This window comes from Azospirillum sp. A26, from assembly GCF_042604635.1.
Classification (GTDB): domain Bacteria; phylum Pseudomonadota; class Alphaproteobacteria; order Azospirillales; family Azospirillaceae; genus Azospirillum; species Azospirillum palustre.
The window spans coordinates 310,336-324,977 of the sequence record NZ_CP170474.1; the positions used below are offsets into that span (position 1 = coordinate 310,336).

Annotated in this window: 11 protein-coding genes; 9 read left to right on the forward strand and 2 right to left on the reverse strand. The window is 69.7% G+C overall.

Annotated features, from left to right (window positions below; translation table 11 throughout):
* Nucleotides 1-5 precede the first annotated feature (5 nt).
* The 8 genes from ABNQ39_RS25160 to ABNQ39_RS25195 all read left to right on the forward strand — a co-directional run bounded on the left by ABNQ39_RS25160 (nt 6) and on the right by ABNQ39_RS25195 (nt 8,904).
* Nucleotides 6-1,142 (forward strand): iron-containing alcohol dehydrogenase, encoded by a 1,137-nt coding sequence (locus tag ABNQ39_RS25160; protein WP_376963298.1) that lies wholly within the window; start codon nt 6-8, stop codon nt 1,140-1,142.
* Between the two features lie 45 nt (nt 1,143-1,187).
* Complete coding sequence (locus ABNQ39_RS25165) at nt 1,188-2,087, forward strand: dihydrodipicolinate synthase family protein (RefSeq protein WP_376963301.1); 900 nt, start codon at nt 1,188-1,190, stop codon at nt 2,085-2,087.
* 101 nt (nt 2,088-2,188) lie between these two features.
* Nucleotides 2,189-3,604: a sodium:solute symporter family protein gene (locus tag ABNQ39_RS25170; protein ID WP_376963304.1), complete on the forward strand. Its 1,416-nt coding sequence runs from the start codon at nt 2,189-2,191 to the stop codon at nt 3,602-3,604.
* 65 nt (nt 3,605-3,669) lie between these two features.
* Nucleotides 3,670-4,884: a sialidase family protein gene (locus ABNQ39_RS25175; protein ID WP_376963307.1), complete on the forward strand. Its 1,215-nt coding sequence runs from the start codon at nt 3,670-3,672 to the stop codon at nt 4,882-4,884.
* A gap of 69 nt (nt 4,885-4,953) precedes the next feature.
* Nucleotides 4,954-5,718 (forward strand): 2-keto-4-pentenoate hydratase, encoded by a 765-nt coding sequence (locus ABNQ39_RS25180; RefSeq protein WP_376963310.1) that lies wholly within the window; start codon nt 4,954-4,956, stop codon nt 5,716-5,718.
* A 14-nt stretch (nt 5,719-5,732) separates the two neighbouring features.
* Complete coding sequence (locus ABNQ39_RS25185) at nt 5,733-6,419, forward strand: SDR family NAD(P)-dependent oxidoreductase (protein WP_376963312.1); 687 nt, start codon at nt 5,733-5,735, stop codon at nt 6,417-6,419.
* Nucleotides 6,420-6,502: 83 nt separating this feature from the next.
* Nucleotides 6,503-7,291 carry an SDR family NAD(P)-dependent oxidoreductase gene (locus ABNQ39_RS25190; protein WP_376963316.1) on the forward strand — a complete coding sequence of 263 codons (789 nt, stop codon included), beginning with the start codon at nt 6,503-6,505 and terminating at the stop codon, nt 7,289-7,291.
* 140 nt (nt 7,292-7,431) lie between these two features.
* Entirely contained in the window at nt 7,432-8,904 is a 1,473-nt protein-coding gene (locus ABNQ39_RS25195) for an L-lactate permease (protein WP_376963319.1), read from the forward strand.
* A gap of 4 nt (nt 8,905-8,908) precedes the next feature.
* Here the strand turns inward: ABNQ39_RS25195 and ABNQ39_RS25200 are convergent, their stop codons facing one another.
* Complete coding sequence (locus ABNQ39_RS25200; protein ID WP_376963322.1) at nt 8,909-9,769, reverse strand: DMT family transporter; 861 nt, start codon at nt 9,767-9,769, stop codon at nt 8,909-8,911.
* A gap of 139 nt (nt 9,770-9,908) precedes the next feature.
* On the opposite strand from ABNQ39_RS25200, the gene ABNQ39_RS25205 reads away from it, so the two are divergent.
* Nucleotides 9,909-11,306 (forward strand): PLP-dependent aminotransferase family protein, encoded by a 1,398-nt coding sequence (locus tag ABNQ39_RS25205; RefSeq protein ID WP_376963325.1) that lies wholly within the window; start codon nt 9,909-9,911, stop codon nt 11,304-11,306.
* Nucleotides 11,307-11,311: 5 nt separating this feature from the next.
* Here the strand turns inward: ABNQ39_RS25205 and ABNQ39_RS25210 are convergent, their stop codons facing one another.
* Complete coding sequence (locus ABNQ39_RS25210) at nt 11,312-14,611, reverse strand: PAS domain S-box protein (protein ID WP_376963328.1); 3,300 nt, start codon at nt 14,609-14,611, stop codon at nt 11,312-11,314.
* Nucleotides 14,612-14,642: the final 31 nt, after the last annotated feature.

Sequence of the window (14,642 nt, forward strand, 5' to 3'; positions counted from 1 at the left end):
CGATCATGAACACCATCGACCTGACCACGCCCATCGACCTGTTCCGCCCGCCCCGCGTCGTCTTCGGCGCCGGCACGGCGGCGGAGACCGGCCGCTGGGTGCGCGAACGCGGCCTGACCCGCATCCTGGTGGTCGCCGACGCCTTCAACGCCACCCGCGTGGAGCGGCTGGGACTGGAGGGCGCCGTCACGATCTTCGCCGACATCAAGCCCGAACCCGACATTCCCAACCTGGAGGCGCTGCTCGCGGTCGCCGAACGGGTCGAGCCGCAGGTGGTGATCGGCTTCGGCGGCGGCAGCGCCATGGATCTGGCGAAGCTGGCCGCCGTGCTGCCGGGCAGCGGCCAGACCGTCCGCGACGTGGTCGGGCCGGAGAAGGTGGCGGGCAAGCGCGCCGCCCTGGTGCAGGTGCCGACCACCGCCGGCACCGGCAGCGAGGTCGGCACCCGCGCGCTCGTCACCGACCCGGCGACGATGAGCAAGCTGGCGGTGCAGAGCGTCCATATGCTGGCCGACGTCGCCGTGGTCGATCCCGACCTGACGCTGAGCGTGCCGGCCGCCGTCACCGCCGCCACCGGCGTCGACGCGCTGGCCCATTGCGTGGAGGCCTACACCAACCGCAAGGCCCATCCGCTGATCGACCTCTATGCGCTGGAAGGCATCCGGCTGGTCGGCCGTTTCCTGCCGCGCGCCATCGCCGACGGCAACGACCGCGAGGCGCGGGCCGGCCTGTCGCTGGCGTCCTTCTATGGCGGCATCTGCCTGGGTCCGGTGAACACCGCCGCCGGCCATGCCGTCGCCTATCCGCTGGGCACCCGCCACCACATCCCGCATGGCGCCGCCAACGCGCTGATCTTTCCGCATGTGCTGGCCTTCAACGCGCCGGCCGTCCCGGCCAAGACCGCCGCGGTGCTGGAAGCGCTGGGACTGCCGGCGGTCGCCGATCCGGCCGCGGTGTTCAAGGCCGCGCACGATTGGTGCGTGACGCTCGGCTGCACCATGCGGCTGTCGGCGTTCGGCGTGCCCGAGGCCGACTTGGCCGCCATGGCCGAGGAGGCGCACGCCATTCGCCGGCTGCTCGACAACAACCCGCGCGATCTCAGCCGCGAGGACATCCTGGGCATGTACCGCGCCGCCGCCTGACGGCGCGGCGCCAGCCCTCATCCCGTTCGTAAAAAGGCCAATCCCATGAGCAAGACCAGCGGCAAGATCGGCGGACCCTTCGTCGCGATCGTCACCCCCTTCGACGGCGACGAACGCGTCGAATTCGCAGCGCTGCGACGGCAGGTGAAGCGTCAGGCGTCCGCCGGCAACGGCGTCTTCTGCGCCGGCACCAACGGCGAATTCTACGCCCTGTCCTTCGACGAGAAACTGGCGGTAGCCGAGACCTGCGTCGAGGCCGCCGCCGGCAAGGTGCCGGTGCTGGCCCATATCGGCGAGATCTCCACCAACCAGACCATCGCGCTGGGCAAGGCGGTCGAACGGCTGGGCGTCAAGGCGGTCTCCGCCATCACGCCGTCCTTCATCGCCTGTTCGCAGGCCGAACTGGTGGAGCATTACCGCCGCGTCGCCGATGCGCTGACGGTGCCGGTCTATCTCTACAACATCCCGGCCCGCACCGGGAACACGCTGGAACCGCAGACCGCCCGCATCCTGGCCGACCACCCGAACATCATCGGCATCAAGGACAGCGCCGGCTCGCAGGAGAGCCTGGACGGCTTCCTCGCCATCGCGCGCGAGCGTGACGATTTCGACGTGCTGGTCGGCCCGGATTCGCTGGTGCTGCACGGCCTGCGCAACGGTGCGGCCGGCTGCATCTCCGGCCTCGGCAACATCGCGCCGGTGACGCTCAACGGCATCCATGCCGCCTTCGTGGCCGGCGACGACGCCGCAGCCGACAGGCACCAGACCCATTTCAGCACGCTCCGCAAGGAACTCTACGCGCTGGGCTTCCCGCCGGCGATGGTCAAGCGCGCTCTCCGCAGCGCCATGCCGGAGGTCGGCTTCAGCCGCGCCCCGGTGCTGATCGCCGACGAGGTGGATGCCCAGGTCAAGGCAATCGCGGCACGCTACGCCGAAGCGGTGTGACGCTGTTCCACGCCGCATGGCGCCGCGACGCAACAGGCCGGCGCCACCCCCCTGAACAACACTGAAGGCGGACCCATCCGCCCGTTAGGGAGACACCGTCCATGAACCATTTCACCAGTGGAGAAAGTGCGCTCATCCTGGGGATCGTCGTCCTCTACATCCTCTTCACCTCCTGGCTGACCATCCGGCTGCGCAGCCGCACCAACGGCGAGTTCATGAACGCCGCGCGGTCAATGCCGGCGGCCGTCGTCGGCGTCCTGCTGATGTCCGAATTCATCGGCGCCAAATCCACCGTCGGCACGGCGCAGGAAGCCTTCAGCTCCGGCATGGCGTCGGCCTGGTCGGTGCTGGGTGCCTCCATCGGCTTCCTGCTGTTCGGCCTGTTCTTCGCCAAGCGCATCTACGGATCGGGCGAATACACCATCTCCGCCGCCATCGCGAAATATTACGGCACCTCCACCATGCGGACGGTGTCGATCATCATGATGTATGCGCTGCTGCTGGTGAATGTCGGCAACTACATCAGCGGTGCCGCCGCCCTGTCCACCGTCATGAACCTCAACCTGACCTGGGCGATGGTCATCATCGCGGTGGTCAGCACCTTCTACTACGTGTTCGGCGGGCTGAAAGGCATCGCCTACGTCACCATCCTGCACAGCGCGCTGAAGCTGCTCGGCATCGCCCTGCTGCTGGGCACCGCGCTGTCGCTCAGCGGTGGCATCGGCCCGATGGTCGAGAAGCTGCCGACCCACTATTTCACCATCGACGGCACCATTGGCATGCCGACGATCTTCGCCTGGGTCATCGGCACCGTCGGCGCCATCTTCTCCACCCAGTTCGTCATTCAGGCGATCTCGTCCAACCGCAGCGCCGGCGAGGCCCAGCGCTCCGCCTTCTATGCCGCGATCTTCTGCCTGCCGCTCGGCATCATGCTGGCGCTGATCGGCGTGACCGCGCATTACCTGCATCCCGACATGAAGAGCCTGTACGCGCTGCCGGTGTTCCTCGACGCCATGCACCCGCTGATGGCCGCCGTCGTCACCACCTCGCTCGTCGCCTCGGTCTTCGTCAGCGTCAGCACGGTGGCGCTCGCCATCGCCTCGCTGGCGGTACGCGACTTCTACGTGCCGTGGAAGAAGCCGACGCCGGAGCAGGAATTCCGTACCACCCGCATCCTGTCTCTCATCATCGGTTTCCTGCCGCTGATCTTCGTCTTCTTCGTGCCGGAAATCCTGAAGCTGTCCTTCTTCACCCGGGCGCTGCGCCTGTCGATCACGGTCGTGGCGATGATCGGCTTCTTCCTGCCGCTGTTCGCCAGCAACCTGGGCGCCACGCTGGGCCTGCTGGGCGCCACCGTCAGCACCACCGTCTGGTACGTGATGGGCAACCCCTATGGCATCGACAACATGTACATCGCCCTGCTGACGCCGATGCTGGTGATGCTGGTGGAGCGCCTGATCCGTGGCCGCAGCGCCCCGGCGATGGTCGCCGCCCCGCCGCAGGCCGACGCAGGCTGACCGCCATACGCTGACCGGCGCCTCTTTCCCCAGTCTGCCCCTTCCCCAGTTTGCATGTGACAGCCATGACCACATCCTCAACCCTGCCCTCCACCACCGACCGCGGGCGCGTTGCGCCCGTGGACGGAGACGCCGGGCGCCGTGACGCCTATCTGCCGTCGCCCTGCGTCCAGAACCATGCCGCCAACATCGTTGCGCTCGGCAACGGCGATCTCGGCTGCGTCTGGTTCGGCGGCACCCAGGAAGGCATCCCCGACATCTCGATCTATTTCTCGCGGCTGGCGAAGGGCTCCGACCGCTGGACCGATCCGGTCAAGCTGTCGGACGACCCGACCCGCTCGGAACAGAACCCGGTGCTGTTCCCGGCGCCGGACGGCACGCTGTGGCTGTTCTACACCGCGCAAATCTCCGGCAACCAGGACACCGCTGTCGTGCGCTGCCGCAGCTCCGCCGACCATGGCCGGAGCTGGGGGCCCATCCGCACCCTGTTCGAAGGCACCGGCGGCGACGGCATCTTCATCCGCCAGCCGGTGGTGGTGCTGCCGAACGGCGACTGGCTGCTGCCGACCTTCCTCTGCCACGGCACGCCGGGCGAGAAGTGGGTGGGCGACAACGACACCAGCGCCGTCCGCATCTCCTCCGACCGTGGTGAAAGCTGGACCGAGCATCCCGTGCCCGACAGTGTCGGCTGCGTCCATATGAGCGTCGTGCCGTTGCGCGACGGCACGCTGGCCGCCTTCTACCGCAGCCGCTGGGCCGACCATGTCTATCGCAGCGTCTCCACCGACAATGGCCGCAGCTGGAGCGCGCCGGTTCCGACCGGGCTGCCCAACAACAACTCCTCGATCCAGGTGACGGCGCTGGCCGACGGCCGGCTCGCCATCGTCTTCAACGAGTCCAGTGCGGAGGACGCAACTGAGCGCCGCGCCTCGCTCTATGACGAGATCGAAGACGACGTCCCGGCCGGTGGCGCCGCCGTTGCGGTCGCCGCACAGCCGGCACAGCCGCCCGCCCGCAAGGCCTTCTGGGGCGCGCCGCGTGCGCCGCTGACGCTGGCCCTGTCGGAGGATGGCGGGCTGAGCTGGCCGCTGCGCCGGAACCTGGAGGTCGGCGACGGCTACTGCATGACCAACAACTCCAAGGACAGCCTGAACCGGGAATTCTCCTACCCATCGGTCACCCAGACGGCGGAGGGCGACCTGCATGTCGCCTTCACCTATTTCCGGCAGGCCATCAAATACAGCCGCGTCTCGCCCGACTGGGTGGGCAGCGGCAACTGACCGGCGATGGGGGCGCCAGTCGGCGTTCCCCCCGCCCGTCCGATTCCTCATTTTCCGGGGACTTGTCCCATGACCATGACCGCCGAGGCCGTTCTTGAGGCCGCCGGGGCGCTGCTCGCCGCGCGCCGCGACAACCGCCCGCTCGATGCCCTGCCGCCGGCGGCGATGCCCGCCGACAAGGCCGATGCCTACGCCATCCAGACCGAGGTCGCCCGCGGCATCGGCCCGGTGACCGCCTGGAAGGTCGGCGCCTCCGCCGCCGATGCCGAGCCGTCGAGTGCGCCCATCCATGCCGACACGCTGTTCTTCGAGACCGGAACGCTGCCCGCCGCAATGTTCCGCGTCATCGGGATCGAGGCGGAGATCGTCTATCGCCTGAAAAGCGACCTGCCGGCCCGTGACGAGCCCTGGACGCGGGACGAGGTGCTGGACGCCGTCGGCTCCATCCATCCGGCCTTCGAGATCTGCGACACCCGCTTCACCGCCTACGGCTCGCAGGGGCCGCTCGCCTCGCTGGCCGATCAGGGCAACCACGGCGCGCTGATCGTCGGAGCGGCCACGGCGGACTGGCGCCACATCGATCCGGTGACCCAGCCGCTGACGCTGGACATCGACGGCGAGCGCAGGATCGACACGGTGGGCGGCAACAAGGCCGGCGACCCGATCCGCCTGCTTGCCTGGCTCGCCAATGTCGGCGCCCGGCCGTTCGGCGGCCTGCATGCCGGCGACACGGTGACAACCGGGTCCTGCACCGGCACCATCTTCATCGAGCCCGGCAGCCGCGCCGTCGCCGACTTCCCCGGCCTCGGCCGCATCGCGCTGACCGTGGCATGAAGGAGGGCGCCGGGATGAACATGGAAAGGCGCGCCCTCGTCACCGGCGTCAGTTCCGGGATCGGTGCCGCCATCGCCGAACGGCTGCTGCAGGATGGCTGGTTGGTCGAGGGAATGAGCCGCTCGGCCCCCGCCATCGACCATCCGAACCTGCGCTTCACCCCGGCCGACCTGATGGCGCCGGACTCCGTGGCGAAGGCGCTGGCCGGTTTGCCGCCCGTCGATGCGCTGGTCCATGCCGCCGGGGTCATGCGGGTCGGCAGGCTCGGCGAGCTGGCTGGGGACGATGCGAGGGCGATGTGGCGCCTGCATGTGGAGGCCACGACGCAGCTGGTCGAGCATGTCGCCGCGCACCTGCCGGACGGCGGTGGCCGGATCGTCCTGATCGGCAGCCGCACCGCGCAGGGGGCCGCTGGCCGCAGCCAGTATGCGGCGACCAAGGCGGCGATGGTCGGTCTCGCTCGCTCCTGGGCGCTTGAGCTGGCGCCGCGCGGCGTCACGGTGAATGTGGTGGCGCCGGGGGCGACCGACACACCGATGCTGAAGGACCCGAACCGCACCGGCCTGCCGCCGAAACTTCCGCCCATCGGCCGCTTCATCAAGCCGGAGGAGGTGGCGGCGCTGACCGCCTTCCTGTTGTCCGACGCCGCGGCGGCCATCACCGGGCAGCAGATCCTCGTCTGCGGCGGCGCTTCGCTTTAGGCTGGAGCGCGGGCGGCCATCGACCCGGACGGTTTCGGGCTATATGGTTGCCACGCACTTCCGTCACGAGGAAAGATCACAGGATGTCGAACACCGCCCCGAAGATTGCCGCCCAGAAGATTGCAATCGTCACCGGCGCCACCTCCGGTTTCGGCGACGCCATCGCCCGGCGGCTGGTGGCGGAAGGCTGGCGGATCGTCGCCACCGGCCGGCGCCAGGACCGGCTGGACGCCCTGGTCGAGGCGCTGGGCGGGCCGGATGTCGTCCATCCGCTGTGCTTCGACATCCGCGACGAGGAGGCGACGCGCGCCGCGCTGGCCACCCTGCCCGACGCCTTCGCCGACATCTCGGTCCTGGTCAACAATGCCGGGCTGGCACTCGGCACCGGGGCGGCGCAGGACTGCGACCTGGAGCAGTGGCGCACGATGATCGACACCAACGTCACCGGGCTGGTGACGATCACCCGGCTGCTGCTGGCCCGGCTGATCGCGCAACGCGGGCTGATCGTCAACCTCGCATCGGTCGCGTCCAACTGGCCCTATCCCGGCGGCAACGTCTATGGCGGCACCAAGGCCTTCGTGCGGCAGTTCTCGCTCGGCCTGCGCAGCGACCTGTCGGCGCAGGGCGTGCGCGTGACCTCCATCGAGCCGGGTCTGGCGGAAAGCGAGTTCACCCTGGTGCGCACCGGCGGCGACAAGGCGGCCTATGATGCGCTCTATGGCGGGGCCAACCCGCTCCAGCCCGAGGACATCGCCGAGACGGTGCGCTGGGTGGTCTCGCTGCCGCCGCACGTCAACATCAACAGCGTCGAGATCATGCCGGTGAGCCAGTCCTGGGCGCCGTTCAAGATCCACCGCGACACGCCGGCCTGACGCATCCGCGACCATCCTGCGCAACCATTCGGCGCCATTGCCGGCGCCGAATGGTTGCACCACCGCAGATATACTAGTATCCAATGGCCCCGGCCAGGATTCGCGCCGGCACTCACCCCCCGGAACGCGTCTGGCCGATCATGATTCTTGCCTTCCATATGATGCCGCTCGTCGGCACGATCCTGCTGCTCGCCTCCCGCCGGGTCAGCCTGCTGTCTGCCGGGATCGCCGGCATGGCGCTGGCGCTCGTCACGATGGTCGCCCCGATGCTTATGGCGCAGCCGTCGGCCGGTCCGGTGCTGGGTCTGGCCGCGGTCAAGGCGGGGGAAGGGGCATGGCTAGCATGGCACGCGATGTCGATCATCGCCGCCGGCCTGCTGTTCCATCGTGCCTTCGAGGCGCGCGGCACACGGACGGCCGCGGTCGCGCAGGAGAACCGGCGGCGCGCGGTCTTCGTCGCCTGCTTCCTGGTCGGTCCCTTCGCGGAGTCGGTGACGGGGTTCGGCGTCGGTCTGGTGGTGGCGCTCGCCATGCTGCGCAGCCTGGGGCTGCCGCCGGTGCAGTCCGCGGCGCTTGGCCTGTTCAGTCAGGTGCTCGCCGCCTGGGGCGCGATGGGCGTCGGCAGCCGCGTCGGCGCCGAGCTGATCGGCGTGTCCTTCACCGAGCTTGGAACCGCCAGCGCCCTCCTGATGGCGGTCGTGCTGCCCTGTCTCCTGCCGGTGTTCTGGGGGTTGATCCAGTCGTCGGGGCTGCGCTCCAGCCTGAGCGAGCGGGCGACCGACGTCGTGCTTCTCCTCTGTCTGGCTGGGCTGATCTGGTTGACCAACCGGTTCGTCGCGCCGGAACTCGGCGGCGGGCTGGCGACCGCCGTCCTGCTGCTGGTGGTGGAGGGGCCGCGCCTGCTGCGCAGCGGCACCGGTGTCCGGGAGCTGGCCGAGCGGCTCTGGCCCTATGGGCTGCTGATCGCCGGGCTGATGGCGACCCGCCTGCTGCCGCCGCTGTCGGACTGGACCGGGCACTGGCTGGTGCTCGACCCGTTCGGCGGTCTTGCCCCGCTGGCTCTGCTGCGCCATCCGGCGACTTGGCTGGTGCTGATCGCCGGCATCCTGCTGGCCGGCCTGCCGGGCGCCGAGGCCGGGAAAATGGTGCGCGGCGCCCTTCGCGCCGCCCTGGTGCCGATGGCGGCGACCCTGGTCTTCGTCGAGTTCGCCACCTTCATGTCGGCCTCCGGCGGAGCGGCGATGTTCGGCAACGCCTGGCGCGAGGTGGCCGGACGCTTCGCCGTGCTGGCAAGCCCGGTCTTCGGCGCCGCGGCCGGCATGCTGACCGGCTCCAATACGGCATCGAACGCCCTGATGATGCACATCCAGCTGAGCCTTGCCGCCGAAAGCGGCCTGCCCTCCATCCTGATCGCGGCGGTCCAGACCGTCGCCGGCAGCATCTGCACCATGCTGACCCCCGGCCGCATCGTGCTGGCCGCCGGTCTGGTCGGGCTGGAACGGTCGGAGGGGGCGATCTATCGCCGCGCCCTGCCGATCGGGCTGGCGACCATCCTCGCCCTGCTGGCCGTCATCGTCGCGATGACCGGGTTCAAGGCCGGCGGATTGGTTTAAACGCTCAAACGAACCGCTTCGCTCCGGCGACGCAGAGCACGACCAGCCCGGTCGCGGCGATCATCGTCCAGGCGACCGGTTCGTGCAGCAGCAGCCCGGCGAGGATCAGGCCGAAGGCGGGCTGGAGCAGCTGCAACTGTCCGACGCCGGCAATGCCGCCCAGCGCCAGCCCGCGATACCAGAAGACGAAGCCGACCAGCATGCTGAACACCGACACATAGCCGAGCCCGATCCAGGCCGGCATGGCGACGCCGGTCCAATCGTCCGGCATGGTCGCAACCGCCGCGCCGGCCATCACCGGCAGCGCCAGCACCAGCGCCCAGGAGATGACCTGCCAGCCGCCCAGCCGGCGCGACAGGGTCGCCCCCTCGGCATAGCCGAGCCCACAGAGCAGGATCGCCAGGATCATCAGCAGGTCGCCGGTCAGCGACGCCCCGCCGCCCTGCCACAGGGCGAAGCCGGCGACGGTCAGGCTGCCCGCCGTCGAGAACAGCCAGAAGGCCGGCTGCGGCCTTTCCCGCCCCCGCAGCACGCCGAACAGGGCGGTGGCGAGCGGCAACAGGCCGATGAAGACGATGGACTGTGCCGAGGTGATGTGCTGGAGCGCCAGCGCGGTCAGCAGGGGAAAGCCGGCGACCACGCCGACCGCCACGATGGCGAGCGAGGGCAGGTCGCGCCGTGCCGGCCAGCTCTGCCTGAGCAGCGCCAGCAGTCCCGCCGCCAGGGCCGCTGCGATCACCGCACGCGCTGCGGTCAGGAACAGCGGCGAGAAGCCGCCGACCGCGACGCGCGTCGCCGGCAGCGAACCGCTGAAAATGATCACGCCGAGCAGCCCGCTGCCCCATCCCGCCGTCGACGTCCGCATCCCTTTTCCTTCCGCGCCCCAGAATTCGCAGCACGATCCTAGCGCGGTGACCTCTGGCGGAGACAGGGACAGTCCCATACAATTCCGCCAAACTGTACTGCCTTACAGGGCAATACACTTTTCTTTGCAGTGGGGCATCATGGGCAGGATCGGCACGCGCACCGGCGAGGTGATGGAGGCGATCCGCCGCAGGATGGCGAACCGCCAGCTGTCTCCGGGGGAAAAGCTGCCGTCGATCCGCAGCTTCGCCGCCACCATGGGCGTGTCGCCCTCGACCGTGGTGGAGGCTTATGACCGGCTGGCGGCGGACGGCGCGATCCAGTCGCGGCCGGGATCGGGCTTCTACGTGTCGGGCGCCATGCCGCCGCTGGCATTGGCCGAGGCGGAACCGCAGCGCGACCGCGCCATCGATCCCTTCTGGGTGTCGCGGCAATCGCTCGATGCCGGGGCGGAGATGCTGAAGCCGGGATGCGGATGGCTGCCGGCCGACTGGATGCCGAACGCGGCGATCCGCCGGGCGATCCGCCAGCTGGCGCGGGCGGATGACGGGCTGCTGGCGGATTACGGTGGCACACGCGGATCGCTGCCGCTGCGCCGGCTGCTGGCCCGCCAGTTCGCGGACGAAGGCATCGCCGCCGGGGCCGACCAGATCCTGCTGACCGCCTCCGGCACGCAGGCCATCGACCTGATCTGCCGCCTGCTGCTGCGGCCGGGCGACACGGTGCTGATCGACGACCCCTGCTATTTCAATTTCCAGGCGCTGCTGCGTGTCCATCGGGCGCGGATCGTCGGCGTTCCCTACACGCGCAACGGACCGGATGCGGAGCTGTTCGCCCAGGCGCTGGCGGCGCACCGGCCGCGCCTCTACATCACCAACTCCGCCCTTCACAACCCGACCGGCGCCACCATGACGCCGCAGACCGCCCACCGCCTGCTCTGCGCCGCCGCGGCGCAAGACCTGACCATCGTCGAGGACGACATCTTCGCCGGTTTCGAACCCGAGCCGTCACCCCGCCTCGCGGCGCTGGACGGGCTGTCCCGCGTGATCCGGATAGGCAGTTTTTCCAAGACGCTGTCCGCCTCGATCCGCTGCGGCTACATCGCGGCGCGGCCGGACTGGGTGGAGGCGCTGGTCGATCTGCAGGTGGCGACGAACTTCGGCGGTCCCAGCCCGGCCGCGGCCGAACTCGTCCTTGCCACCCTGAACGACGGCAATTACCGCAAGCATCTCGACGGGCTGCGCCGGCGTCTGGCACGGGTGCGGCGCGAGACGGCCGCCCGGCTGGAAGCGATTGGCCTGACACCATGGCTGATGCCACGCGGCGGCTTCTATCTCTGGTGCAGCCTGCCCGATGGACGGAACGCCGCCGACGTCGCCCGCGCGGCCCTGCGCGAGGATGTCGTGCTCGCCCCCGGCGACGTGTTCAGCGTCTCCCACTCCGCATCGGGATTTCTGCGCTTCAACGTCGCCCAGATGGGCAATCCGCGCATCTACGGCGTTCTGGAGCATGCGATGGCGAACACTTCCTCTCCATAAGCCCTTCACCGCTGGGGAGAGGATTTCTTCGCCAGCGCCTCGCTCAGCGTCTGGAGCAGGGTGTCGATGCGGTAGGGTTTCGACAGCACCGCGATGCCTTCGGTGCGCGCCACATCCTCGCTGTAGCCGGTCGTCAGCACCACCGGCAGGCCGGGGCGCAGGAGCGTGGCCTCGCGGCCGAGATCGATGCCGCTCAGCCGGCCGGGCATCACCACGTCGGAGAACAGCAGATCGATGCGCTCGTCCCCCGCCAGCAGCGGCAGCGCCTCGTCGGCCGAAGCGGCGCGCAGCACGGTCCAGCCGCTTTCCTCAAGCGCCGCCGCGACGGAAGAGGCGACGACCGGATCGTCCTCCACCATCAGCACCCGCGCCCCCCGGACGAGGCCGGCCGCGGCCTGGGCGGGAGCAGCAGCAGCCCTCGGAATGCCGGTGCCGGCGCGCAGCAGCAGGACGATGCGGGTCCCCTCCCCCGGCCGGCTTTCGATCCAGACCGTGCCGCCGGCCTGCCGCGCCAGCCCATAGACCTGGGCAAGGCCAAGGCCGGAGCCCTTGCCGACCTCCTTGGTGGTGAAGAAGGGGTCGAAGGCCCGCGCCACCACCTCCGGCGGCATGCCGGTTCCGGTGTCGGCGACCGCCAGCCGCAAAAACTCGCCCTCCAGCCCCGCCCCATCCAGACCGGTTGCGTCGCCGGGACCGAGCGTCCGGTTCTCCGCCTCGATGGTCAGGGTGCCAACACCGGGCATCGCGTCGCGCGCGTTGACCGCCATGTTGATCAGCGCCAGCTCGAACTGGGTCGGATCGACCTCGATGGGATGCAGGCCGGGGGCGAAGCGGGTTTCCAGCCGGATGTCGGCGCGCAGGGCGCGCTCCAGCAGCCCGGCCATGCCGAGGACGCGGTCGCGCACGTCGATGGGCTCCGGACGCAGGCTGTCGCGGCGGGCGAAGCCCATCAATTGCTGGACCAGCTTGGCGCCGCGGTCGACCGCCTGCATGCCCGCTTCCACCAGCGGTGCCAGCCGCGGCTCCGCGCTGCGGCGGCCGATCATGGTCAGGCAGCTGCTGAGCGCCTGGAGCAGGTTGTTGAAATCGTGGGCCACGCCGCCGGTCAACTGGCCGACCGCCTCCATCTTCTGCGCCTGGCGCAGCTGATCCTCGGCCCGGCGCAGGGCGGCAGCAGCCTCCTTGCGCGCCGTCACGTCGCGCCCCACCGCATGGATGAAGCGGTCGTCCGGCACCGCGGTCCAGGAGATCCAGCGATAGGACCCGTCCCTGTGGCGGTAGCGGTTCTCGAATCGCAGGGTGGTCAGGCCCGATTGCAGCCGGCCGACCTCCGACATCGTCGCGGCGCGGTCGTCGGGATGGACGAAATCGAGGAAGGCTGTGTTCTGCAGCTCCTCCTCCCGCCAGCCGAGAAGCGCGGTCCAGGCCGGGTTGACCGCGCCGATCGTACCGTCGAACCGTGCCACCAGCATGATGTCGGTCGACAGCCGCCACATGCGGTCGCGATCAGCTGTCCGCTCCGCCACCCGCTGCTCCAGCGTGGCGTTGAGCGCGCGCAGCGCGTCCTCGGCATAGCGGCGGTCGGTGATGTCGTAACAGGCGCCGAGAACCCGCACGCCTTCTCCAACCCCGTCCTCGTCACGCTTCAACGCCTGGGCACGCCGGGCAATCCAGCGCACGGCACCGGTGTCGTGTCGCAGGATGCGGTATTCGACATAACCCAGACCGTCCGTCGGCACCTGCCCCGGCTGAAGCGTGTTCAGGGTGGGGCGGTCCTCTGGATGGATCAGGGCGACGAGTTCCTCCAGCCGCACCAGCGGGCGTTCGTCGATTCCCCACAGGCGGCAGAACTGCGGCGACACCGCCAGCAGGCCGTCGGCGCGCAGTTCGAAGGTGCCGACCCCGCCGGCATCCTGGGCGATGTGCAGCCGCTGCTCGCTCTCGCGCAGCGCCTCTTCCGTCCGCTTCATGCCGGTGACGTCGCTGCCCTGGACGAACAGGCCCGTCACCTGCCCTTCACCGTCACGGATCGGCTGGAAGACGAAGGTGACGAAGCGTTCCTCCAGCGGCGCACCGGGCCGCCGGGCGATCCGCGCCGGCATGCCTTCGCCGACGAAGGGCTCGCCGCTCCGGTAGACCCGGTCGGCCAGCTCGAAAAAGCCCTGGCCGACGATTTCCGGCAACGCCTCCCGCCCCGGCTTGCCGATGACGTCGCGCCGGCCGATCAGCTCGAAATAGGCGTCGTTCGCCATCTCGAAGACATGGTCCGGCCCGCGCCAGACATACATGAAGCCCGGCGCCTGCCGGAACAGGGCGCGCAGCCGCTCCCCCTCCGCCCGCAGCCGTTCGTTGGCCCGCCGCACCTCCTCTTCCGCCTGCGCCCGCTCCACCGCCGACCAGGTGCGTTCCGCAACCTCCTCGATCAGATCGATCTCGTCCTCACGCCAGCGCCTGGGGCGGCGGTCATGGACGTAGAGTGCCGCGACCATCCGGCCCTGCTTCACCAGACTGGCGGTGACCACGGAGGAGAAGCCGGACGCGGCGAAGGCAGCCAGCAGATCCGGTGTTGCGGTGCGCGGATCGGTGGCCGCATCGTCGACGACCAGAGATTGTCCCCTGCGCAGGATCGCCAGCACCGGCTCGCCGAAGGCCAGCAGATCGTGGGTTCCGGTGCGGGGGGCGACCGTGCCGTCGGTCCAGTTGCGCTCCGTGGTGAAGAAGCGCTCGCTCTCGTCCATCACGCCGTAGCCGACCCGGCTGGCGCCGAGATGCCGGCCCAGCGCCTCCGCCGCCACGGTCACCACACAGAGCGGATTTGTCAGTTCGCGAAGCCGGTGCTCCAGTTCGGCGTGGAAGGCCATGCGCCGCCTGCCCCGCACGGCAAGCGTGGTCTCCGCCACGATGCAGAGGAAACCGCCGATGCAGCCCGTTTCGCCGGCAATCGGCGTGTAGGAGAAGGTGAAATAATAGTCTTCGCCCGATCCGCGCCGTTCCAGCGGGATCAGCAGATCCTCGTGCAGCAGTGACTCGCCCTCATAGGCACGGCGGACGAAATCGCGGACCTGCGGCCACGCGTCCGGCCAGACCTCGCTCATCGGCCGGCCCAGCGCCGCCGGGTGGCGGGACCCCAGAATGTCCACATAGGCGTCGTTGTAGAGGACGGTGACTTCGGGTCCCCAGCCGATGAACATCGCCTGCCGCGACCGCATCATCAGGCCGACCATGGCCCGAAGCTCCTGCGGCCATCCCTCCGGCGGACCGAGCGGCGTCGCCGCCCAGTCATGGCCGCGCATGAGAGAGGCCACGTCCCCCGCCCCGCTCAGAAAGGCGGGCGGG